Raw genomic sequence first — 23,488 nt, 5'->3', positions numbered from 1 at the left:
ATGGAGAAATACAGAGAAACGAAAACAACAGCAGACTGGAATGGGATGCTTCATAAGCTATGTGGGAACCGGCTGTATATGGGCATCCTGCTGCTTACAGCAGGATGTGCGTACGGTTATAAGGTAACAAATGTTACCATCGGTATCGATGACACCCCATCTTTATACTATTTTGAAGAGGGACTGATCGCCATTGTGGGGCGGTGGGTATTGTTTCTGCTGAATAAAGTGATATCCCTGGCGGAATTTGCCCCGTTTGTAACGGATTTTGCAGCGGTACTGCTTCTGACCGCGGCGGCAATCGTGTGGTCGGCATTGTTCTATTCGGTGTTCGGTGAGAAGATCCCGATGACGGGATATGCTTATTTCGCAGCAGTATTTGTATCCTGTCCGTTGATCAGCGAAGTATTCACATATTTTCTCCACAATGGGATAGCCATCGGATATCTGAGCTGTGCAGTCAGTCTGTGCTGTATGAGGGAGTGGCAGCTCAGTATCCGGAAGCAGCGCAAGGGATCGGGTCTTGGGGAGAAGCCGGACTGCCCGGCGGTGACGAAGCTTGCGGCAGCTGCGGTATTTTTATGGATTGCCATGGGCTGTTATGAGTCCTTTATGATTCTGTGGCTGGCGGGACTTCTGCTGCTTCTGCTGGCAGAGCGGATATGCATGGAAACTGTATGCTGCAGCAGAAGAACAAAAAAGTCGGAAAAAAGCAGGCCTGAGAACAGCACAGTGAAGCACTGTGGCATGGAGGCAGGTATCTTTGCAGTATTGGCCGCCGGTGCGGCAGCGGCACTTTTGGCAATCATATTGCGCAGCCTGATGATTGCCGTCGTGACGAAGGTATTTCATCTGGAATATTTACAGGGAGAAGCGGTACAGCGTTCCGTGACGGAGATGTTAGGCTGGATGGTGCAGACCGGAGCCTTCGGCGAGCTGATCATGATCCTGAAACGTACTTTTGTATTGTACGGTGTGTTTGCTTATGCTTATCTGCCAATCCGGATTTTTGTGTTATCGGCGGTCGTAATTACAGTGGTTACCCTGGTGCGGGTGATCCGCGGCAGAGACCTGTGGGCCCTGATCCTCCTGCCGACGGCTTATCTGGCGGCATTTTCGCTGTTATTTATCGAAGGAAAGGCAACACTGTACCGTTCGGCACAGTTTTTGCCCATTTTCTGCGGATACGGAGTGCTGCTTTTTGTCTATGCGGTATGGAAGGTGACAGCATGGTGGGAACGGAAAACACAGAAGTCTCAAAATAGTCGCATTTGCCGTGGCGTGCGCGGGATTGCGATTCTTGTGCTGGCGGTGATCGTCTGGAACCAGTGCATGGATATGACGAAATGGTTCTACATTGATAAACAGAAATACGATGCGGCGGTGCAGACGGTCGATCAGATCGCACTGGATCTGGAGCGGGATTTTGATACTTCCAAACCGGTGATCTTCACGGGAAATTATGAAATTCCTTACAGCATCGTCAAGGATGCCTATGTAAGCTACGGCGATAGCAAATATTATAAGATGAAACGACTTACGGATCTCATCGATCCGGATCTGCTGGACAAATACAATCGTGGTTCCAAAGGTGTGTGGGTGGCGCAGACACCGGCATTGTCGGTCATCGACTGGGGCCGTTATGCCTTTGATTCCGATGCGGAGCTGGTAAAGTTTTTCGCAATGCACGGGCATTCACTGGTGGCTTGCGGGGATATCGACAGATATGCGGAGGCGGAAGAAGAGTCACTGAAGCTGCCGGAATATCCACAGGATGGATATATCGTGGATAAGGGGGACTATATTATTGTTCATTTCTAAAGAGAAAGAAAGAACATATCAGTTAGCACGTTTTGGCATGTCTGTCGGGATTGCTGCTGCTATGCTTCTGGCGGTTTATTTTCGTGCGGGGATATATTTTGAAAGTAATGACGACAGAAATATTACAGAAATACTGAGTGGAGCCTTTGGAGGACGACCGGATGCGCATACGGTATATGTAAATTATTGGCTGTCTGTGCTTTTGTCCGGTTTATACCGGATTACGCTGCAGATCCCGTGGTATGGTCTGATGCTTTTACTGTTTCACATGATGTCTTATGTATTGATCCTTGACACGGTGATCAAACTTGGCAGAAGTAAATTAAAAATTCTGATCAGTATCGGAATCGTAATGACCTTGTTTTTGCAGAATTTTTATTCCGTTGCAAAAATCCAATATACATCCACGGCAATCGTGCTGGCTGTTGCAGGATACGTTTACTTGCTGTGTGCAATATATATGCCCGGCAGGGATTCCTGGAAATTCCTGGTATTTGCAGTTTTTATGCTGCTTGCCTGTCTGCTCCGCCGAGATGCTATGCTAATGCTGCAGCCTTTGGGGCTTTCGGCAATTGCCGGATTGCTTCTGACAGATAAGAGAAAAAATGTGCGGGATAAGATCAGATTTCTGCTTCTGACCCTGGGGATAGTCATAGGCTGTTTTGCTCTGGGAGAGCTGGGAACTGTAGTTGGCTATCATAATGCGGAATGGAAAGAATATCTTCGATATAATAATGCCAGAACAGAAATGTTTGATTATTATGGAAAACCGGAATATGAAGAGGTCTCAGACATTCTCAGCGAGTATGGTGTGAGCAGGGCTGAGTATGAAGCTTACAAGGGATATATCATATTAGATGGAAATCTCAATACGGAATGTGCAGAAAAAATAGCAGCATATGCCAAAGCAAAATACAGATTTCCTGAAATTGGGGAAGTCTTGAAAACCTATCAGCAGGTGATGCTGAAAGACGGTGTGTGGGATGGAAACAGAATTACAGTGGCTTCGTTTATTGTTGCAGGTATTCTTATAGTTATTTACGGACAATATCTTTATCTGATACCGGTGTCTTTGGTCAAAGTGGGGTCTTTTGTGATATGGGGATATCTGATCTATAAAGGGCGAATGCCTGACAGAGTGATTCTGCCCTTGTATTTTGGAGAAGCTGCAATCTACCTGACGGTCATGCTGGTGGCAATCGTGACCGTGGAGCAGAAGAGCATATGGAAAAAAGCAGGTGCGGTTTTTGCGTGTATGATCCTGATATTTATGGGATATCAGAGTGGCAGACAACAGTATCGTTTTTTGAAAAGTCAGAATGAAGGCATGGAACAATATATGCAGGGATTGGTGGAGCTTTACGATTATGTAGACAGCCATCCCGAATGCAATTATCTGATGGATTCTTTTTCGTTCAGCTATTATATGGGGGCGGTATTGGATAATCGATTTAACGGACCTCATAATTACATGGTATCAGGTACGTGGTTTTCCTATAGTCCGGTCATGAAACAGGCCATGAAGCAGTATTTTACAGATGATCAAAATGGTTTTTATGTGATCCTGTATGATTTCGGGGTAGAGGCTCTTGAGGAAATCCTGCCGTATCTGGAAGAAAAAACCGGAACGATAGGGGTACCTGAAGAGGAACTGACCGTATCACATGGGGGAAAATATCGTATTTATTATTTTGACCGGAAGCTTGACCTACAGGAGTAAACAGAATGAGCAGAGTGAAAAATATTTTAATCAGAGCATATAACAGAGTGGAAAAAGAACTGCTTCGCATCGATCAGCTTCCCTTGTGGTGGCTGGGGCTGATCATTGCAGCAATCTTTTTTCTGCCTTACTTTATTCTGGGAAAGGGTTGTATCTTTGAGATCAACGATCAATTAGATGAAAGTATTATGAATTATATACTTCCGGCAAGGCATTTCCTGGATGGAAGTAATGTATATCCGGAAATGCTTGGTGGTGTCAATGCCAGCGGGATGCAGCCTTCTGCAATCTTGTTCCTTCCGTTGTATATTCTGTATTCACCCAGAATCGCATTTCTGCTGCAATATATTATTTGCTTTCTGATTGCCTTTGCCGGAATGTATTTGTTGGTGAAAGAGAGTACGCAGAGTAGTATTTTGGCGGTGATCGCCGGGAGCTGCTTTTGTGTATTGCCTTTATACCCGATCTACGGTCTTACAGAATTTGGGATTCCTTTGGTAATATATGCATTTTTATGTTTTTGGAAGCGAAAAAGATTCATTTTCGCTGTGCTGTCTACGTTGTTGTTTGGGTTGACCAGCCATCTGGTATGTACCGGGTATGTGGTGTTAGGTCTGTGGCTCCTGGCGATCATCATCGCTGTGATCCTAAAAAGAAAGAATTCATGGCCGCTATGGGGATTTGGAGAGTTGCTGTTAACGTATATGATCGTTAACAGGGCGCTGATCCTGGAGATACTCATTGGTAACAGCAGCTATGTCAGCCACCGGGAGGAAATGATATCCTCCGCAACGCCGTTTTTTGAGACCTTCCGGAGCGTTTTTCTAAACAGCTCACAGCACGCACCGTCGTTACATAAATATTTGATATTGCCCATTATTTTGTTCCTGATCCTGGGAGCATTTTGTAAAAAGGAAGAGACCGACCGGATCCTTTATAAGGCAGCTGTGATCAACTTTTTATTCTTGATCGCCATAGCCCTGTTTTATGCATTTTGTCATTTGACGGCAGTGGTTGACTGGAAAAACAATGCCACGGGATTTTTGCATTATTTTCAGATGCACCGTGTCTACTGGCTGTACCCGGCAGCATGGTATCTGGAGTTCGCATGGGCAGCGGCAGTACTATGGAGAACAAAAGTGCCACATACGGATGTGCGGATGCAGGCGGGAAAGCTTGCGGTCATTCTGATCTGTCTGCTTCCGACACTTCAGCTGCTCAAAGTGAATTCAGGCATGTATCTGAATGTGAACCAGATCAATAACGGCTCAGGTGTCACGGGATATATCTCCTGGGAGAGCTGGTTTGCAGAGGATCTGATGCAGGAAATAGACGATGCTATCGGCCGGGACAAGAGTACTTACCGTGTGGCACATTTGGGGATCAGTCCGGCTCCGTCCCTGATGCATGGTTTTTATACGGTGGATGGATATTCCAATAATTATTCTCTGGAATATAAGCACCGCTTTCGAGAAGTTATTGCGGCAGAGCTGGAGAAAAATGAGGAAGTACGGGTATACTTTGACCTGTGGGGAAACCGGTGTTATCTATTCAACAGTATTACCGGTAATTATATGCAACTGAAAAAGGGCAATACCCTGGTGTATGAAGGGCTGGAGTTCGATATGGATGCATTACGGGAACTGGGATGTGAATACCTGTTCTCCGGCGCCGAGATCGGTGATGCCGAACGCATGGGTCTGGAGCTCGTGGGTTATTATGAAACGGACGACTCTTATTGGGGAATCTGGGTGTATGAACTGTGATGGCTGAACTGTTACCTTCACTTTCTTAAAATTTCATAAGATTTTTTACTGGAAGAGAAAAGTGTGTTATAGTAAATCCAAATGGTTATAACAATAAAGTAATATACGTAACAATAGTAGAGACTGGTATATGAAAGACAGAATTTATATATGTCACACTTACTATCATGCATATGTGACGTTTTTAAAAGAGTTAAAATTACGGGCAGAGGCAGATCCTGCGAGGAAGGCGGGAACTGCTACTTTAGTGCTGTCTAAAATGTCCAATAATTTTGAAAATCTGAAGGCCCGGGTGGAGAGCACGGGCCTGTTTGAGGAAGTCCTGGAGTTCGATGAGAAGAGAGAGGACTTTTTCCCGGAGCTGGCAAAATACCGCCTGGACACCGGGAATTTTCTGGGGAATCTGAAGAACCGGATCCGTTTCACACGGGAATATGCCAGACTGGAGGCACCTTACGTACCGGTGAACCTGAAGGAATACAAGGATATTTATGTCTATTGCGATTCCGACCCCATCGGGTATTATCTGAATCAGAATCATATCCGCTATCATGCAGTGGAGGACGGTCTGAACTGTCTGAAGAATTTCGATGCCGCCCGGTATGACAACAGAGGCCATTTTAAGCTCAAGGCCTTTTTATCCAGGTATCTGAATATGATCTTTGTACAGAACGGTTACGGTAAATACTGTATGGATATGGAGGTAAATGATATCTCGGCAATTCATTATCCCTGTCCAAGATACATTGAACAGCCGAGGAAAGAGCTGGTGGACCGCCTGACGGAGGCGGACAAGCAGCTGATCCTTCAGGCGTTTGTGAAAAATAAGGAAGAGCTGGAGCACCAGATTGCTGAAAGCAACAAGGTAGGGGATAAAATACTGATCCTTACGGATCCTCTGTGTACTTTGGATGTCAGAGAGAAGATATTCCGGGACGTTATCAAAATGTACGAAAAAGAGGGAAGTATTTTTATTAAACCGCATCCCAGAGATGAACTGGATTACCGGAAGCTGTTCCCGGAGTATCCGCAGTTCGATGCTACCGTGCCTATGGAAATGTTGAATTTCTTCCCGGGACTGAAGTTCAAAAAAGTAGTGGGAGTGTTGACGGAAGTGAAGGGGCTGCCCTTCGCAGAGGAAGCGGTGCGTCTGGGACCGGATTTCATGGATGCCTATGAAGATCCCCTGATCCACAGACAGAATGAACAGATCTGAGAAATGAAGAACTGGAGAACTCTATGTTACAGATAATTAAGAAAATGAATGTCCTGCTGGACAAAAAACAGAAGAGAACCATGGTGGGGCTGATCATCCTCATGGTGATCAGCGCATTTTTACAGACCGCCGGTGTGGGTATGCTGGTGGAGGTCATGCAGATCGTCATTGATCCGGAGGCAGTACAGCACAGCCGGGTGGCGGAAGCCTGCTATGAGATCCTGGGAGTGCAGAGCTACCGGACCTTCTCGATTATTGTCATGGTACTGCTGATCCTGGTATTCGTAGTGAAGAATCTGTTTACTTATTTCCAGCAGAAGCTGACATTATCTTTCGTATACACGAACCAGTTTCGGACCTCGGAGCGCATGATGCGCAACTATCTGCGCCGCGGGTATGAATTTTATCTGAATGCGGATACTGCGGTGGTGCAGCGAAGCATCACTTCGGATGTAAACAATATGTATGCCCTGATCCTGGCACTTTTACAGCTGCTGTCCGATACGGTGGTATCGTTGTTCGTTATCAGTTACTGCTTTATCTCCAGCGGAACCATGACGATCCTGATGGCAGTGGTATTGCTTTCTCTCATGTGGCTGATCAAGAGAGTGCTGAAGCCTGTCATGTATAAGGCGGGTAAGGACAATCAGGACTATTACAGCGGTCTGTTCAAATGGATCTCCCAGACGGTACAGGGGATCAAGGAAGTGAAAATTTCCGGAAAGGAACAGTATTTTGTGTCTGAGTACCGTAAATGCGGTAAGGGATATGTAGATGCAGTGCAACGCTACAGTCTGTATAATCAGGTGCCGAAGCTGCTGATCGAGACTGCCTGTGTGGCCACTATGGTGGGCTACATGATCTTCCTGGTGGCGACCGGAGTATCCACGGAAAATATGCTGACGGTGTTCGGAACCCTGGCAGCAGCAGCACTGGTACTGCTCCCCTGTGTGAACCGTATTAATAACCAGATCAATTCCATTGCTTATTTTGAACCTTTCTTCATGGGAGTCAGCGATAATTTACAGGATGAGATCAACGGACAGAATATTGACATGTCCTTTGCTACCGATGAAGAGGAGAAGCTGGATGTAAAGGACAGCATTGAGATGAAGGATATTACGTATGCGTATCCCAACACAGAGCGTCTGATCTTCGATCACGCGGATCTGAAGATCCCGGTAGGAGCTTCCGTGGGGATCGTGGGTACCTCCGGTGCGGGAAAAAGTACCGTGGTAGATATATTGCTTGGCCTGTTAGAGCCCAGTACAGGACATATCTATGCGGACAGCGTGGATGTGAAGGAGCCCGGCAATTACCGGAAATGGCTGAAAAATATTGGCTACATCCCGCAGATGATCTTCATGCTGGACGATACCATCCGCAAAAATGTGGCATTCGGTGTGCCCGAGGATAAGATCGATGAGAACAGATTGTGGGAAGTATTGAAGGAAGCACAGCTGGATGAATTTATCAAGACGCTTCCGGAAGGCTTAGAGACCGGTATCGGCGAGCGGGGTATCCGTCTCTCCGGCGGACAGAGGCAGCGTATCGGTATTGCCAGAGCACTGTACAACGATCCTGAGGTGCTGATCCTGGATGAGGCAACTTCCGCACTGGATAATGATACGGAAGCCGCCATCATGGAATCCATCAACAGACTGCACGGCCGTAAGACACTGATCATTATCGCCCACAGATTACAGACCATCGAAAAATGTGACATTGTCTACCGGGTAGAAGACGGCAGGGCGAAAATCGAACGGGGAAGCCTATAAGCTATGAGTAAAAAATTGAGCATCATCGTACCCGTCTACAATATGGCGGCGGAGGGAAAACTGAATTATTGTCTGGACAGCCTGGTGGGACAGACCATCCGGGGAGTGTATGATTATGAGATCCTCTGCGTGGATGATGCTTCCACGGACGAATCCCTGGAGATCCTGTTAGATTATCAGAAACGTTATCCGGAACTGATCTGCGTGATTCCCAATGCGGTGAATCTGCGCCAGGGTGGTGCGAAGAATGTGGGACTAAAAAATGCAGAAGGCGAATGGATCGGCTTCATCGACAGTGACGACTGGGTATCTCCGGATTATTATGAGAAGCTTCTGAAAAAGGCGGAGGAGACCGGAGCGGATCTGGTGGGCTGCGATTACAGCCTGGTGGATCATCATACCTTTACCGTTGGCAAAGTCATTGTCAACAACACTCCGGAGCAGACCGGAGAACTCACGACGGAACAACACCGCAGCCTGTTCATGCGCCCGGGCAGTATGGTACTGAAGATTTATAAGCACAGTGTGATCCGGGAGAACCGGCTGGATTTTCCGGAACATATTTTTTATGAGGATAATTGCGCAGGACCTTTGTGGAGCCTGTATTTCCGGCATTTTGCGAGAGTGGAGGAGCCGCTTTACTATTATTATCAGCACGCGGTATCCACAGTGCATCATATTACGGAAGAAAAATGCAGGGATCGCATGAAGGCAGCTGAGCTTTTATACACGGAATGTGAGAGAAGAGGGTTCCTTACGGAATATTCACGGGAGATCGAGTATCGTTATACGGAACTGTATTATGTCATTACCCTGTTCTCTTATATGGGAGGGGTAACACATCCTAAGCTGGCTTTTATCAGACAGCTCCGCAAGGGTGTGGAAGAACGTTTCCCTGAATTTGCACAGAATCCCTACTATTTGGAGCGCACAGGGGCACCGGAACAGAAGCTGATCCGGATGCAGAGCAGATCGGATCTTTTATTTTTTGTTTACTATCGTATGAAACAGTGGATCTGGAAGAAAAGAGGTAATTTGTAATGCAGACAGCCGGTAAAGCAGTGGCGATCATAACCGCAAGGGGAGGGAGTAAACGGATCCCTCATAAAAATATCAAGGAATTCTGTGGAAAGCCGATCCTGGCGTATTCCATCGAAGCAGCACTGGCTTCGGGAGTATTTGACCGGGTCATGGTATCCACCGATGATGAAGAGATCGCGGAAGTCGCAAGAAAATATGGAGCAGAAGTTCCTTTCCTGCGCAGTGAGAAGACGGCAAATGATTATGCCACTACGAAAGATGTGCTGGAAGAAGTGCTGGCAGAATATGAAAAACGCGGGGAACATTTTGATACCTTGTGCTGTATCTATCCCACCGCTCCTTTTATTACACCTGACAGGCTGTCGGAGGCAATGCGCCTGTTGGAAGAAAAAAAGGGGGACACCCTGCTTCCGGTCGTACGTTTCAGCTTTCCGCCCCAGCGCTGCGTGGTACAGGATGCGGAAGGGTATCTTAAGTTCAAATGGCCGGAGTATCGTAACAGCCGTTCCCAGGATCTGGAACCTTATTATCATGATGCGGGACAGTTCTACTGTCTGCGGGTGTCGTCTTTCCTGGCACAGCAGAATCTGATCATGGAGAAAACAGTACCCATGGAGCTTCCGGAGACAGAGGTGCAGGATATTGACAATGAAGAGGACTGGAAACTGGCAGAGATGAAATATCATATGCTGGGGAAGGCATGAGGATACAAAGTATGGGAGAAAAGGATCATCTTAAGATCAAAATCGGAAACCGTCTGATCGGAAGCGGGGAACCGGCATATCTGATCGCGGAAATGTCAGCGAATCATGCGGGGAGTATTGAACGTGCAAAGGAGATCATTCATGCCGCCAAAGAAAGCGGTGCGGACTGTATCAAGATTCAGACATATACGCCGGATACCCTGACAATTGATTGCCACAACAAATATTTTCAGGTGAATAACGGTACCTGGGAGGGCGAGAATCTCTACAGCCTCTACGGTAAGGCATACACTCCGTGGGAGTGGCAGCCGCAGCTGAAGGCGGAGGCAGATAAGGTGGGAATCGACTTTTTGTCCACTCCCTTTGATAATACTGCAGTGGATTTCCTGGAGGATATGGGACTGGAATTCTACAAGATCGCCTCTTTTGAGATGATCGATCTGCCGCTGGTAGAGTACGTGGCATCGAAAGGAAAACCGATCATCATGTCTACCGGTATGGCTACGCTGGAGGAGATCCGGGAAGCTGTGGAGACGGTATATCACACCGGCAACAGACAGCTGGTGCTGTTAAAATGCTCCAGCGCTTATCCCGCAGACCCGGCGCAGATGTATCTGCGGACGATTACCGATATGCAGAAACGTTTCGACCTGCCCATTGGTCTGTCGGATCATTCCATGGGTTCCATGAGTGCTGTGACGGCGGTGGCCCTGGGGGCATCGGTTATTGAGAAGCATTTCTGCTTAAGCCGTGAGATCGAGAATCCGGATGCTTCGTTCTCCATGACACCGGAAGAATATAAGCAGATGGTGCAGGATATCCGTAATGTGGAGGCTGCCCTGGGAACACCGACCTACGGCGTGGAAAAACAGGAAGAGAGCAGCAGAGTGTTCCGCAGATCTATTTTTGCAGTGAAGGATATACCCGCAGGAGCAGAGCTTACGGAAGAAAATATCCGCATTATCCGTCCCGGTTACGGCATCAAACCCAAATACTGGAAAGATGTCCTGGGGATGCGGACGGATCATGCCATGGAGAGAGGAACGCCTATTACCTTTGATGCCCTGGAGAAGGGCAGTATTCTGTTTTTGACCAATAATACGAATACAGACGGTCTGTACCGGTGGCTGAAGGAGCAGGGAGAACAGGTATACCGGGTGGAGAATAAAGTAACGGCACAGATGATCGCACAGATGAAGCCTTCCCTGATGATCAGCTTCAATTACCGCCATATGATTCCACAGGAGGTGCTGGAGCTGATGCCCGGCAGAGTCATCAATCTTCATACCTCGTATCTGCCCTATAACCGCGGCTCTAGTCCGAACTTTTTCAGTTTCCTGGAGGATACGCCCAAGGGCGTGACCATTCACCTTATGAGTGCGGGACTGGATGAAGGGGATATTTTATGTCAGCGGGAACTGCATTTTGATGAAGAAAAGGAAACCTTTGCATCCACCTATGAGGCACTGCTTCAGGAGATAGAGAAATTATTCCGGGAGAACTGGCAGCAGATCAGGGAAGGAAGCATCCTACCCGTGAAGCAGGCAGGCCCCGTTACTTATCACAGAATGAAGGACCTGGATGCGATTCGGGAAAAGGTGGATTTTGACTGGAATATGAAGATTGGCGATTTTAAAAGAGCTTATGAAAAGGCAATGAGGAAGGACGAAAACAGCTGATGAAGGTATGGATCCGCGCAGACGGCAATGAGCAGATAGGAACCGGGCATGTGATGCGCTGCCTCGCTATTGCGGAGGCGCTGGAGGCAGCAGGGGTACCGGTGTGTTTTGTCATGGCGGATGATGCAGCTGCGCAGCTGGTAAAAAGCAGAGGCAAAAAGGTAAGGATCCTGCATACCCGGTATGACCGCATGGAGGAGGAACTGCCTGTACTGACAGCTGTCATGGAAGAAGAACATCCCGATATGCTGCTGATCGACAGTTATTATGTCTCGGATGCTTATCTACAGCGGCTGACGGGACAGGTATGGACCGTCTATATCGATGATAAAAGCTTCCACTCTTATCCGGTGAATATGATCATCAATTATAATATATATGGGGACAGAAGCCTGTATCATCCGGAGCCGGCTTACAGTCTCATGGGAGCAGCTTATGCACCCCTCAGACCGGAATTTCGCAATGTGGAATATCCTGTAAGAGAACAGGCAGAAGCAGTTCTTCTGACCACCGGAGGAAGTGACCGCTATGATCTGGCGGGACAGATCCTGCGGGCAGTGCCGAAGGAGCTAGCTGTGGTATTCCATGTGGTCAGCGGAATCTTTAATTCGCATTATGATGCGCTGTGCCGTATGGCGCTTGCGGATGATAGAATCCGGGTGCACCGTAATGTAAGCCGGATGTCTGAGCTGATGAGGGAATGCGATATTGCCATAACGGCAGGTGGTTCTACCATGTATGAGCTTTCCGCCATCGGAGTTCCCATGATCAGTTTTTCGTTTGTAGATAATCAGGAGAAGATTGTAGAGACCTTTTATCAAAAGAAAATCACCTGTTACGGAGGAAATTACCTGACCGAAGGTGACCTTATGCCGGGGCGGATCGTGGAACATATGATGGAGCTGATGCAAAGCAGAGAACTGCGGGAACATTACAGCAGTCTGGAACGTCATCTGGTAGATGGAAATGGTGCCAGCAGGATCGCGGAGGAACTTTGCCGGGTTTATGAAGAAGATAGAATTTAGCAGAGTAAAAATGATATATAGTACGATTGCAGCCGTGATTTTCGTGGTACTGTTGGTGCTGTTCTTCCCGAGGGACCGCGAGTATCAGAGGATTCCCTATGATGTGGTATTTCTGGGAGACAGTGTGTACGGACTGTGCCGGGATGAGACCTCCATTGCTGCCAAACTGCAGGAGAAGACAGGCCTGAAGTGTTATAACGGAGGACTGGGCGGAACGGTTCTGGGAAGAGCGGATGCGGAGAGAAGACTGGGATATACCAAGGATTCTCTGTCTGCGGCAGGACTGGTGAGATCTTTTGCGGTAAAGGATTTCGGTGTGCAGAAGACGATACGGATCCGGGAACCGGCAACTGATTATTTTGAAGATACGCTGGGTGACCTGGGGCAGATCGATTTTGATACGGTACAGATTTTGTTTATCGGATCCGGACTGAATGATTATCACGCGGGGAATCCCATTGCGTCCGTGACGGATCCGTATGATGAATATACGTATTGCGGAGCGATCCGCAGTATTGTAAAGGAACTGCGGGAGGCTTATCCGGATCTGCGGATCATATTTATCACGCCGCCGTATACCTGGTATACGGTACCGGAGGTAACCTGTGAAGAGTACGATCTGGGAGGCGGCGTACTGGAAGATTATGTCAATGCGGAGATTGGGATCTGTGAAGCACTGGATGTGGAAGTGATCGATATTTATCATGACTATTATCCTCATGACAACTGGGACGATCTGTATCTCTATACGGATGACGGATTGCATCCCAACGAAGCGGGGCGGGAGAAGATTGCCCAGACACTGGCGGACTACCTGAATCAGACGTTAGACGAGGAGTGACAGACGGATGAAGACACCGTGGGAACTTTTGAAAGAGAGCAAGACAAAAATAAAGACAACCTGGAGGATCGCGTTCGTATCGGCGCTGGTGCTGGGATTATGGATCCATCTTCCGGTGATGCTGTCGGATATTCCGAATCATGACGGACTGAGCAGCATGTATTTTGACCAGAATATGATCACTTCCGGACGCTGGTTTTTAACTGTTGCCTGTGGATTTTCTTCTTATTTTACCATACCCTGGGTGATCGGACTGATCGGACTGATATGGCTGGCACTCACGGCAGCGGTACTTACGGAAGTGCTGGAACTGACGGATCCGGTGACCATTACTGTGGTGAGCGGTCTGCTGGTATCTTTTCCGGCGCTGGCATCTACTTTTGCCTATGTGTTTACCATGGATGGTTACATGCTGGCGCTGTTCCTGGCAGTGCTGGCGGTTCTGTTTACGGCGAAATATCCCAGAGGCTATCTGGCCGGTGCAGTGTGTCTGGCATTCAGCATGGGAATCTATCAGGCGTACCTGCCTTTTACGATCCTGCTGTGTGTATATAAGATCCTGCTCTGCTTCATGGAGGAAAAAGGCTGGAAAGAAAAGGCGAAATATGTATGCCATTATCTGGGGATGGGAATTGCCGGCGGAGTATTGTATTATGTGATCCTGCAGATCCTGTTGAAACTGCAGGGCAAGGTGCTGGATACTTATCAGGGGATCAATTCCATGGAGCAGATGGGATCCGGCATGGGAATTCTGACAACCCTCAAGGGAATGTATGTGGATTTCCTGGCATTTACGGTTCACGGCAATGTTCTTGTGAACAATATTTTTTCACTGGCGGCCTGCATTATTTTAGTGGCAACGGTAGTATTTTTAGTGATCCGCAGTATGATTTGGAGAAAATGGTGGAAGAATCCGGCATTTTTCGTTATAATGATTCTGTTGGGCATCAGTATGCCGCTTCTGACCAATGTGATATTGCTCATTTCTCCGAACCTGACCTATCATTTGCTGATGCGATACCAGTGGGTATTGTATCTGATCCTTATGACGGCGTTCGCGGACCGGTATACCGCTGAGAAGAGTCGTACGGACGTGGTATTGCAATGGGCAGCATTGTGTGCGGCGGTGGTATTGGTGTTCGATTATGGAATTTCCGATAATATCGGATATTCCAATCTGGAGAAAAAGTACGAGAAGACGTATGCGTATTGTGTACGCCTGCTGGACCGGATCGAGCAGACTCCCGGATATTATCAGGGGATTCCCATTGCATTGGTGGGAGTCATCGGCTATGATGAATTCCCTACAACGGACATCACGGGGAAGGTTACGGACGGTATGATCGGACTCAGCGGAGATTACCTCATCTATAAGGGAGCGGATTATCAGGCATTTATGCAGAATTATCTGGGGGCAACCCTGAATTTCCTGGATCCCGATACGGTGGGTGAGATCTACATGACACAAGAATACATTGACATGGATACATTCCCCGGACCGAATGCTACGAAAGTGGTGGATGGGATCCTCTATGTCAAGACAGAGAACTGCGGAAGGGATTAAGAAGATGTCTTTATTGTCAATTGTCTTACCGGCATATAACGAAGAACAAAATATTGCGAATACCGCGAAGGTACTGGGCGAATTGCTGGACCGACACGGGATAGATTATGAACTGGTATTTATCAGCGACGGTTCCAAGGACGGCACGTTTGACCGGATCCAGGAAGAGGCAGCGAAGAATCCGAGAGTGCGGGGAGCGGAATTCTCCCGGAATTTCGGTAAGGAGGCCGGTATTTTTGCCGGACTGGAGCTGACCACGGGAGATGCCGTGATCGTAATGGATTGTGACCTGCAGCATCCGCCCGAGGTGATCCCTCAGATGTGGGAAAAATGGCAGCAGGGTGCCGAGATCGTGGAGGGCATCAAATCCGACAGAGGGCGTGAGAGCCTGGGATATAAGCTGTCTGCAGGCCTGTTTTATAAGATCATGAGCAAGCTGATCAAAATGGATATGAATGCTTCCTCCGATTTTAAACTGCTGGACAGAAAGGTGGTCCGGGTCCTGCTGGAATTGCCGGAGCGCAATACCTTTTTCCGGGCACTGACCTTCTGGGCCGGATTTCAGACAGAGACCGTGGAATACGAAGTGCAGGAGAGACAGTACGGACAGAGTAAATGGTCCTTCTGGAGCCTGATGAAGTATGCCATCACCAATGCGACGTCCTTCAGTACCCTGCCGTTACAGCTGGTGACGATCATGGGAATGATATCCATATTTTTCAGCGTGGTACTGGCGATCCAGACACTGGTACGATATATCATGGGGACAGCTGTGGAAGGTTTCACCACCGTGATCCTGTTGATCCTGATCATCGGAGGATTCCTGATGCTGAGCCTGGGGATCATCGGACATTACATTGCCAGAATTTATGAAGAAGTCAAGGGAAGACCCAAATATATTATCAGTCATGTAACGGAAAATGTACCGGGTACAGCGGTGGGAAGCTGGAAGCGGGAGCGCAGGGAAAATTAGAACATAACCAAAGCATATCAGAAAAGAGGATGCATTATGATAGATATTAAATTCAATGTACCGCCTTATGTGGACAAAGCAGCAGATTACATTCAGGAGTGTGTCAAAAATCAGAAGATCTGCGGAGACGGTGAGTATACGAAAAAATGTAACGCCTGGATCGAGGAGAGAACAGGAACCGGCAAATGTCTGCTGACCACTTCCTGTACGCATGCGACGGAGCTGGCAGCGCTTTTGTGTGATATCAGACCCGGAGATGAGGTGATCATGCCTTCTTATACGTTTGTGTCCACTGCGGATGCGTTCGTGCTCCGCGGCGCGATCCCGGTATTTGTGGATATCCGTCCGGATACCATGAACATTGATGAGACATTGATCGAGGATGCGATCACCGAGAAGACCAGAGCCATCGTACCGGTACATTATGCCGGAGTGGCGTGTGAGATGGATACCATCATGGATATTGCAAGGAGACACAATCTGAAGGTGGTAGAGGATGCCGCACAGGGCATTATGGCCACTTATAAGGGAAAGGCACTGGGAACCATCGGTGATTTCGGTGCTTACAGCTTCCATGAGACGAAGAACTACAGCATGGGAGAGGGCGGTGCTCTTCTGATCCGTGATCAAAAGGATGTGGAAGAAGCGGAGATCATCCGTGAGAAAGGAACCAACCGCAGCAAATTCTTCCGCGGTCAGATCGACAAATATACCTGGGTGAATTACGGATCCTCCTATCTGCCCAGTGATATGAATGCTGCCTATCTCTATGCACAGTTGGAGATCGCAGATGAGATCAATGAGGCCAGACTGGCCTGCTGGAACCGCTATTATGAGCAGTTGAAGCCGCTGAAGGATGCCGGGAAGATCGACCTGCCTACCGTACCGGAAGGCTGTGTACACAATGCCCATATGTTCTATATCAAGGCAAGAGACCTGGAGCAGAGGACACGGTTTATCAGCTATATGAAGGAGAACGGCGTGCTGGTCGTATTCCATTACATTCCGTTGCATACCGCTCCCGCAGGGCAGAAATTCGGACGCTTCCATGGGGAGGACCGTTATACCACCAGAGAGAGCGAACGTCTGGCCAGACTTCCCATGTATTACGGACTGACGCTGGATCAGGTAGACTACATCTGTGGTCTGATAAAAGATTTCTTTGAGTTAGAGGAGCAGTAGAATGCAGAAAGCACGCAGGGCGCTTGCGCAGATCGCAGGCAGATTTCTGTTCATAGGGATTTCGGTACAGATCGTACTGGGGATCTGTTGGATGATCAGAGCTTTTGGCATTTTCCCGGAGTTCGGGGACAGTTATCTGTGGCTGAGAGCGGCGGATACTCTTGTATGTGATGATTATATGGGGATCGGATACCCTCTTTTTCTGATGCTCGCAAAAGGGATAGAATCCATAAGTTCTATCCCTTATCCTTTTTTTGTGTACATGGTGCAGATCTTGTTCGCATTTTACAGTGGCGTCGTATTTTTAAGATCCTGTGGCATGACGAAGAAAGTGTGGCTGGTGTGGGGAAGTCTCGGACTTCTGACTTGCCCGTTTGCCCTGCAGTGTCATGTGGCGGTGCTGCCGAATTCTCCGGGATTTTCTTTCCTGCTGCTAGAATTGTCGGTGCTTATGGGGATCCTGCGTCAGGATGCGGATGGCGATCCAGTAAAATTCCCTCTCCGACAGATGTTTACGGCCGGAGTCTGGTGGGCGCTTGGCACAGTGTTTGTCGTGGAGAACCTGTGGCTTGGACTGGTGCCGCTTGCGGTGGTATGGGTTCTGCATCTGATCCGCGGCAGACAGCTGGGAAAACAGAGAGTGCTGGGAGAACTGGTGCTGCTGGCGGCAGTCGCGGGGATTTTATTCACGGCGGTATCTCTGTGGCAGACGCCCGGCAGTTACGGCAAGGCGGAGAATACGGTGAGTGCGGCAATGATGCGCAGATTTACCTGGTCCCATATGCGGGTGGAAAAAGAATACGACACCTGGCCGGAGGAATTGCGCAGTCTGTACAGCTGGGAGGAAATACAGCAGTCCGGGCGGTATGCGGGAACGATGCCGACGGATCTGCAGAAAAAGGCGGAAGAGGCACTTGGCGTCAGCGGGGCACAGCAGCTGTTCCGTAAGTACGCTGTTTATCATCTCAAGGCTTATTTTTCCGATAATATACACCAGATCGCATGGGACATGGCGGGATATGTCATGCCACCCGTGATGCTGCAGCTGTTGCTGGACGGCCGGGGGTATGATTCTTTTTCTGCCAGAAATGTGGATCTGATGATGACCGGAACCCTGCAGCTGACCAATTTCCTGCTGAAATACAGCAGTGTGTGGTTCCTGCTGGGGAGTATTGCGGCACTGCTCGGCGCACTGGCCGGGAAAAAGCGTATCCGGTGGGAGGTCGTGTGTATGTGTGGCATAACGGCGCTTGGCATGGCAGTATGGTACACCATGCAGGATGCGGGATGCTGGGATTATAAAAACGGACTGCTCCCCGGAATGTTATGGCTGGTGGGAATGATCTCGGTGGCATATCATTGTCTGACACAGGAGGAATGATGACAGAACGCAGGAAAATGAAAAAACCGGAAAATGTCTGGTTCCTTTTGGGAGCACTGGCGGTGCTGGCAATGGGAATCCCTTATCTGATACTGGGGAAAGATGCTATATTTGTGTATCACGATCAGCTGGATGGAGAAGTGATCGCTTATCTGCTGCAGGCGAGACACCTGTGGGACGGCAGTGGTATTTTGCCGGAATTTATGAACGGCGCGGCGAGGACCGCTCTTACCATGCCGGCACCGGCCTGCGTATTGTTATACTGTCTGCTGCCTGCGGAGACGGCGCTTGCCTGCATGCAGGTGGCCGGGAGCTTTGTCGGATATGTCGGAATGTTCCTCCTGCTTTGGTGGGCAGCGGAAGATTCTGAAATATTAAGCGGGAGAAAAGGAACGGTAGGTTTCCTGGCGATGATGGTAGGTTGTATGTATGCCTATCTGCCCTTTTTGCCGGTGTACGGATTGTCGCAATACGGACTGCCGATGCTCCTGTATTGTGTGTTGCGGCTGTGGGAACGGGACAGATCTATTCGCGACCGGCTGCTGTATTATGCCTATGTAGTATTTTTCGGTGTAAATTCTTCTCTGGTACTGTCTGGATTTGCCGTACTGGGGATCTGGGCCGTATGGGAGATCATTGCGGCGCTGCGCAGAAAGTATTCGGCAGCACAGGGGATCGCATGGATTTTACTGCTTCTCACTTATCTGTTGGAGAACGGTGCTCTGTTTTTGCAGATCTTCGGCGTGGGAGAGAGCACGGTTTCACATAAGGCGGAGTATACGCTGACCGCGGTATCTTTTTGGGAACAATGGAAGACGAACCTGTTACAGGGCGGACAACACAGTGTGGATTATCACGGGTGGATCCTGCTCATAGCGGTATTTACGGTGATCGCCGTGATCCGAAGAAGGGCCGTTGACAGTAAAAGAATTTTCCGCTCGCTGGCAATCTCCTGCGGATGTATTGTATTTATAGCAACGGCGGCTGCACTGTGGGACAGCGGGATCGGTGTGAGCCTGCGCTCCGGCTGGGGAGCGTTGAAGGGATTTCAGGCCAACCGTGTTTTGTGGCTGAGCCCATGCCTATGGTATTTTGCTCTGGGATGCTGCCTTTTGCTGCTGCTGCGGCAGCTCTGCGAGAAACGGTGCGTGAGGAATGTGATCCTGTTCACAGTTACAATGATTCTCACCGTGACGACAGCGGAAGAAATTCTCCTTCAGAGCAATCTGAAACCGAATCTGCAAAAGACAGTGAACCGGGAGTACGGAGCCATGAGCTTCCGGGATTATTATGCCGTAGATGTACTGGATCAGGTGCAGGAATATATTTATGATAATTTCGGGGAGCGGCCGGAGGATTACAGAGTGGTCAGCTTAGGGATCGATCCGGCGGCGGCATTATATCATGGATTTTACTGCCTGGACGGATATTCCAATAATTATTCCCTGGAATATAAACACTGTTTCCGTAAGATCATAGCGCCGGAGCTTGCCAAGAGCGAGTACCTTGAGGATAATTTCGACCACTGGGGGAACCGCTGTTATCTGTTCAGTGCGGAATGCCCCGGATATTATACGATTCAAAAGGGTGGATTCTATTTTCAGAACTATGAGATCGACACGGAACGCCTGAGAGAGCTGGGAGGCATTTATCTGCTGTCGGCAGCGTATATCGATCATAGCGAGAATACGGGACTGGAACCGGTGAGAGAGGAAGCGTTTGAGACAGAGGACAGTTATTACCGCATCTATCTCTATCGGATCATGGAAAAATAGTCCGGCGACAAAATGGATTCGCGATTCCTCCGACGAAAGGAATCGTCTGTGGAATGGAGATTAGTATGATGGAAAGCAGCAGATGGAAAAAAATCCTGCCGGAGCTTCTGGCAGTTATCTTATGTCTGGGGATCATGTGCGTGGGCATCAGTCTGAAAGAGGGCTACCACATGGATGAACTTTTAAGCTTTGAGCTGGCCAATGCCAGATACAATCCCTGGATCGTACCCACACAGCCGGAGGGACGGCTGGCGAAGTTCGTGAGGGAGGAAATTCAGGGAGATAGTTTCCCGGAGACGGTGTCTAATCTGACGGACACGGTAAAGGATGTGCTTCAGAACCGGGGGAACAGTAAGCTTCTGTCGTATAAAGCGGATGTCTATGAGGAACCGGTATGGATCTCGGCGGAGCAGTTCCGGGATTATGTGACCGTGGACGGTGACGATGCCTTTGATTATCTGTCGGTTTATTTTAATGTGAAAGATGACAATCATCCGCCGGTACATTTTATGCTGCTGCATACCATGAGTTCCCTGTTCGGTGGGACGCTGTCACCGTGGCTGGGATGTTTCATCAACCTGGTCTGCCTGGGCATCACGTTGTGGCTGTTACTGCGACTGGGCAGACAGCTTGCGGATATTTTTTTCATGCGGGAAAGGGGCAGACAGCTGGGAATTCTGGCAGTGCTGCTGTATGGATTCAGTACGGGAGCACTGGCAACGGTACTGCTGATCCGGATGTACGGACTGTTGTCCTGTCTGTGTGTGGCGCTGCTTTCTGTGCATGTGGAGAAGTGGAAGGATCATGGATTCGACCGGAAAAATAAAGGCCTGATCGCTGTTACGGTACTGGGATTTTTAACACAGTATTTTTTCCTGTTTTATTGTATCCTTCTGGCAGCGGTTACGGCAGCCGGACTGCTGTGCGGTAAGAGAACGAGAGAACTGTGGATCTATATCCGTTCAATGATCCTGGCGGCAGTGATCGGTCTTTTGCTGTTTCCTTTTGCGGTAGCGGATGTATTTTCCAGCGGAAGAGGCACCGAGGCGCTGGATAATCTGGCTTCCGGGTTCTCCGGTTACGGGGCGAGACTTCTAAGCTTTGGTAACATTGTGGCCGACCGGACGGTAGGTGGGCCGTTACTTGCTGCGGCATGTCTCGCAGGAGTGGTTCTGGCGGTGACCGCAGGCTGGCATAAATATCAGGAATATCGGGAATATCGCAGGGACGGGGCTGAGAAGGCAGGACAGAATGTGGGACCGAATGAGGGATCGAATGCGGGAATCCTGAGTCTGCTGATCGTACCGGTGATCGGTTATTTTCTGCTGGCATCCAGAATGTCACCTTATCTTGTGGACCGTTATGTGATGCCGTTGTTTCCGCTGGCTGCGTTATTACTGGCACTGTTATTGTGTTACCTGGGCAAGAAGCTTTCGGAGGTATGCGGATGGACAGAACGGGCAACGGGAATCTGCCTGATCGTATGGATCGTGGCGGTGCAGGGACTGCGGCTGGCCGGCTATGATGGGGAATATCTCTATCGGGGATACGGACAGCAGGAACAATTGGCGGAGGAATATGCGCTTCTTCCCTGTATCTGTGTTTATGCGGGAGTCGGATATTATGAGAATCTTCCGGAATTCATGCATTATGACAGCACTCTGTTAGTGACGGCAGAGGAACTGGCGGATCGTAAGGATGTAGCGTCAGTACAGTCCCTGGACCGAGTTGCGGTACTGATCAAAGCCGGAGTGGAAGAGAGCTCGGTGATCTCCGTAATGCAGGAAAAATACGGTCTGGAACCGGAGGAAGTATTACTTTCCGAAGGGGTACACGGCGATAAGATCTATTTGTTTGTAAAAACATCTGAAAACGTAAAACGAGAGTAAAGCTTGGAAATGAGAAATATGTTCATGACGTTTTGAGCCTGAATGAAGCGAAAGGAATGAATATAAAAATGATCGTAGTTCGTCTGATATGGCTGGCGGTACTGACGCTGGCACTTCCCATGTGGGTGGGCCACTGTTTCGCAGCTGTGGATAAATCTCATAAAAATGCAGTATTCCTGTGGATAAGCGGGCAGATGTTACTCTGGGCCGGATTTCAGGTGATCTGCGTTCCGGTGATCCTTTTGGAGGGGCGATTTCGGCATGTTATGATCGGATATTCGGTATACCTTCTGGTATTACTTGTACTGGCAACGGTATTTTGGTTCCGGAATCCCCGGGGACTGCGTCCGGTGCGGCAGGAGAAGGCAGCGAAGTCAGAGAAGACAGAGGTTCTGCTCTGGGTGATTTTTGCTGTGCTATTATTGATACAGCTGGTGCTGGCGGTCGTGATGGTATATGGGGACGGCGATGATGCTTATTATGTGGCGATCTCCACGGCGGCACAGGAATCCGGGAAAATGTACCAGAAGATTCCTTATACTGGCATGAATACCGAACTGGATGTGCGGCACGGACTGGCACCTTTTCCCATCTGGATCGCATGGCTGGCGCGGATGACCGGGATCTCCACGGTAGTGGTGGCCAAAACATTGCTGCCGGTGGTACTGATCTCTATGACATATGGCGTATTTTATCTGCTGGGAAGCAGGATCCTGTTTTCCGGGCAATCGGTTCCGTTATTTCTGATCTGCACGGAAGTGCTGGTAATGTTCGGCGATTATTCCTTTTATACCGTGGAGAATTTCATGATCGCAAGAAGCAGACAGGGAAAGGCGGCTTTGGGAAGTATTTTGATCCCGATGATCTTCTTCCTGCTGCTTTGGCTGTTCCGCAGACTGCAGGAGGAGAAAAAGATCACAGTCGGATTCTGGATGCTGTTGGGAGCGGTGATGATTTCCTGTTGTCTGGCAAGTACCATGGGAGCGTTGCTGGCCTGTATGCTGATGGGAGTGGCCGGGATCTGCGGAGCTGTCTGCTATAAGAGATTTCGGTTATTGCTGCCCCTCGCCGCCTGTTGCATTCCCTGTGTGATCTATGCGGGAATGTATCTGCTGCTGGGATAAGATATTATA

Annotated in this window: 17 protein-coding genes; all 17 read left to right on the top strand. The window is 48.9% G+C overall.

Annotated elements, in window-relative coordinates; genetic code table 11:
- The 17 genes from H9Q77_RS13805 (at nucleotide 1) to H9Q77_RS13720 (ending at nucleotide 23,479) form a co-directional block, all read left to right on the top strand.
- Complete coding sequence (locus tag H9Q77_RS13805) at nucleotides 1–1,821, top strand: glucosyltransferase domain-containing protein (RefSeq protein WP_249325923.1); 1,821 nt, start codon at nucleotides 1–3, stop codon at nucleotides 1,819–1,821.
- Nucleotides 1,808–3,541: a hypothetical protein gene (locus tag H9Q77_RS13800; protein WP_249325921.1), complete on the top strand. Its 1,734-nt coding sequence runs from the start codon at nucleotides 1,808–1,810 to the stop codon at nucleotides 3,539–3,541. The genes H9Q77_RS13805 and H9Q77_RS13800 overlap by 14 nt, the downstream gene beginning before the upstream one ends.
- 5 nt (nucleotides 3,542–3,546) lie before the next feature.
- The gene (locus H9Q77_RS13795) at nucleotides 3,547–5,307 is read left to right on the top strand and encodes a DUF6044 family protein (RefSeq protein WP_249325919.1); all 1,761 of its coding nucleotides are present in this window, start codon (nucleotides 3,547–3,549) and stop codon (nucleotides 5,305–5,307) included.
- Between the two features lie 130 nt (nucleotides 5,308–5,437).
- A complete protein-coding gene (locus H9Q77_RS13790; protein ID WP_249325918.1) occupies nucleotides 5,438–6,523 on the top strand; it encodes a glycosyltransferase family 52 in 1,086 nt (361 codons plus the stop codon).
- A gap of 23 nt (nucleotides 6,524–6,546) precedes the next feature.
- Nucleotides 6,547–8,301: an ABC transporter ATP-binding protein gene (locus H9Q77_RS13785; RefSeq protein ID WP_249325916.1), complete on the top strand. Its 1,755-nt coding sequence runs from the start codon at nucleotides 6,547–6,549 to the stop codon at nucleotides 8,299–8,301.
- A 3-nt stretch (nucleotides 8,302–8,304) separates the two neighbouring features.
- Nucleotides 8,305–9,342, top strand: coding sequence for a glycosyltransferase family 2 protein (locus H9Q77_RS13780; protein WP_249325915.1), 1,038 nt, complete (start codon nucleotides 8,305–8,307; stop codon nucleotides 9,340–9,342).
- Nucleotides 9,342–10,046, top strand: coding sequence for a pseudaminic acid cytidylyltransferase (gene pseF, locus H9Q77_RS13775; protein ID WP_118547466.1), 705 nt, complete (start codon nucleotides 9,342–9,344; stop codon nucleotides 10,044–10,046). Before H9Q77_RS13780 ends, pseF begins: the two co-directional genes overlap by 1 nt.
- Before the next feature lie 11 nt (nucleotides 10,047–10,057).
- Nucleotides 10,058–11,725 carry a pseudaminic acid synthase gene (gene pseI / locus H9Q77_RS16760; protein WP_330595971.1) on the top strand — a complete coding sequence of 556 codons (1,668 nt, stop codon included), beginning with the start codon at nucleotides 10,058–10,060 and terminating at the stop codon, nucleotides 11,723–11,725.
- Nucleotides 11,725–12,750: a UDP-2,4-diacetamido-2,4,6-trideoxy-beta-L-altropyranose hydrolase gene (gene pseG / locus H9Q77_RS13760; protein WP_249325913.1), complete on the top strand. Its 1,026-nt coding sequence runs from the start codon at nucleotides 11,725–11,727 to the stop codon at nucleotides 12,748–12,750. The genes pseI and pseG overlap by 1 nt, the downstream gene beginning before the upstream one ends.
- Before the next feature lie 10 nt (nucleotides 12,751–12,760).
- The gene (locus tag H9Q77_RS13755; protein ID WP_249325911.1) at nucleotides 12,761–13,591 is read left to right on the top strand and encodes an SGNH/GDSL hydrolase family protein; all 831 of its coding nucleotides are present in this window, start codon (nucleotides 12,761–12,763) and stop codon (nucleotides 13,589–13,591) included.
- A gap of 7 nt (nucleotides 13,592–13,598) precedes the next feature.
- Nucleotides 13,599–15,155: a glucosyltransferase domain-containing protein gene (locus tag H9Q77_RS13750; protein ID WP_249325910.1), complete on the top strand. Its 1,557-nt coding sequence runs from the start codon at nucleotides 13,599–13,601 to the stop codon at nucleotides 15,153–15,155.
- On the top strand, nucleotides 15,124–16,128 hold the full coding sequence (locus H9Q77_RS13745) for a glycosyltransferase family 2 protein (protein WP_249325908.1): 1,005 nt from the start codon (nucleotides 15,124–15,126) through the stop codon (nucleotides 16,126–16,128). Before H9Q77_RS13750 ends, H9Q77_RS13745 begins: the two co-directional genes overlap by 32 nt.
- Nucleotides 16,129–16,164: 36 nt before the next feature.
- The gene (gene rffA / locus H9Q77_RS13740) at nucleotides 16,165–17,310 is read left to right on the top strand and encodes a dTDP-4-amino-4,6-dideoxygalactose transaminase (RefSeq protein ID WP_022152898.1); all 1,146 of its coding nucleotides are present in this window, start codon (nucleotides 16,165–16,167) and stop codon (nucleotides 17,308–17,310) included.
- 1 nt (nucleotide 17,311) lies between these two features.
- Entirely contained in the window at nucleotides 17,312–18,691 is a 1,380-nt protein-coding gene (locus H9Q77_RS13735) for a hypothetical protein (protein WP_249325906.1), read from the top strand.
- The gene (locus tag H9Q77_RS13730; RefSeq protein WP_249325904.1) at nucleotides 18,691–20,466 is read left to right on the top strand and encodes a DUF6044 family protein; all 1,776 of its coding nucleotides are present in this window, start codon (nucleotides 18,691–18,693) and stop codon (nucleotides 20,464–20,466) included. Before H9Q77_RS13735 ends, H9Q77_RS13730 begins: the two co-directional genes overlap by 1 nt.
- A gap of 65 nt (nucleotides 20,467–20,531) precedes the next feature.
- Nucleotides 20,532–22,355: a hypothetical protein gene (locus H9Q77_RS13725; protein WP_249325903.1), complete on the top strand. Its 1,824-nt coding sequence runs from the start codon at nucleotides 20,532–20,534 to the stop codon at nucleotides 22,353–22,355.
- Nucleotides 22,356–22,411: 56 nt separating this feature from the next.
- Nucleotides 22,412–23,479, top strand: coding sequence for a DUF6077 domain-containing protein (locus H9Q77_RS13720; RefSeq protein WP_249325901.1), 1,068 nt, complete (start codon nucleotides 22,412–22,414; stop codon nucleotides 23,477–23,479).
- The last annotated feature ends 9 nt before the right edge of the window (nucleotides 23,480–23,488 follow it).

It is taken from the genome of Simiaoa sunii (assembly GCF_014337175.1).
In the GTDB taxonomy this organism is placed as follows: domain Bacteria; phylum Bacillota; class Clostridia; order Lachnospirales; family Lachnospiraceae; genus Acetatifactor; species Acetatifactor intestinalis.
The sequence above is the reverse complement of the archived record's forward strand: the minus strand, read 5'-3'. Positions and strand labels throughout refer to the sequence as shown.

Excerpts from the sequence above, each read along its gene's own strand:
- H9Q77_RS13790 (WP_249325918.1), top strand. The coding sequence starts at position 5,438 with ATGAAAGACAGAATTTATATATGTCACACTTACTATCATGCATATGTG.
- rffA (WP_022152898.1), top strand. The coding sequence starts at position 16,165 with ATGATAGATATTAAATTCAATGTACCGCCTTATGTGGACAAAGCAGCA.
- H9Q77_RS13755 (WP_249325911.1), top strand. The coding sequence starts at position 12,761 with ATGATATATAGTACGATTGCAGCCGTGATTTTCGTGGTACTGTTGGTG.
- H9Q77_RS13735 (WP_249325906.1), top strand. The coding sequence starts at position 17,312 with ATGCAGAAAGCACGCAGGGCGCTTGCGCAGATCGCAGGCAGATTTCTG.
- H9Q77_RS13785 (WP_249325916.1), top strand. The coding sequence starts at position 6,547 with ATGTTACAGATAATTAAGAAAATGAATGTCCTGCTGGACAAAAAACAG.
- H9Q77_RS13795 (WP_249325919.1), top strand. The coding sequence starts at position 3,547 with ATGAGCAGAGTGAAAAATATTTTAATCAGAGCATATAACAGAGTGGAA.
- pseG (WP_249325913.1), top strand. The coding sequence starts at position 11,725 with ATGAAGGTATGGATCCGCGCAGACGGCAATGAGCAGATAGGAACCGGG.
- H9Q77_RS13750 (WP_249325910.1), top strand. The coding sequence starts at position 13,599 with ATGAAGACACCGTGGGAACTTTTGAAAGAGAGCAAGACAAAAATAAAG.
- H9Q77_RS13720 (WP_249325901.1), top strand. The coding sequence starts at position 22,412 with ATGAATATAAAAATGATCGTAGTTCGTCTGATATGGCTGGCGGTACTG.
- H9Q77_RS13805 (WP_249325923.1), top strand. The coding sequence starts at position 1 with ATGGAGAAATACAGAGAAACGAAAACAACAGCAGACTGGAATGGGATG.
- H9Q77_RS13745 (WP_249325908.1), top strand. The coding sequence starts at position 15,124 with ATGTCAAGACAGAGAACTGCGGAAGGGATTAAGAAGATGTCTTTATTG.
- pseI (WP_330595971.1), top strand. The coding sequence starts at position 10,058 with ATGGGAGAAAAGGATCATCTTAAGATCAAAATCGGAAACCGTCTGATC.
- pseF (WP_118547466.1), top strand. The coding sequence starts at position 9,342 with ATGCAGACAGCCGGTAAAGCAGTGGCGATCATAACCGCAAGGGGAGGG.
- H9Q77_RS13725 (WP_249325903.1), top strand. The coding sequence starts at position 20,532 with ATGATGGAAAGCAGCAGATGGAAAAAAATCCTGCCGGAGCTTCTGGCA.
- H9Q77_RS13780 (WP_249325915.1), top strand. The coding sequence starts at position 8,305 with ATGAGTAAAAAATTGAGCATCATCGTACCCGTCTACAATATGGCGGCG.
- H9Q77_RS13730 (WP_249325904.1), top strand. The coding sequence starts at position 18,691 with ATGACAGAACGCAGGAAAATGAAAAAACCGGAAAATGTCTGGTTCCTT.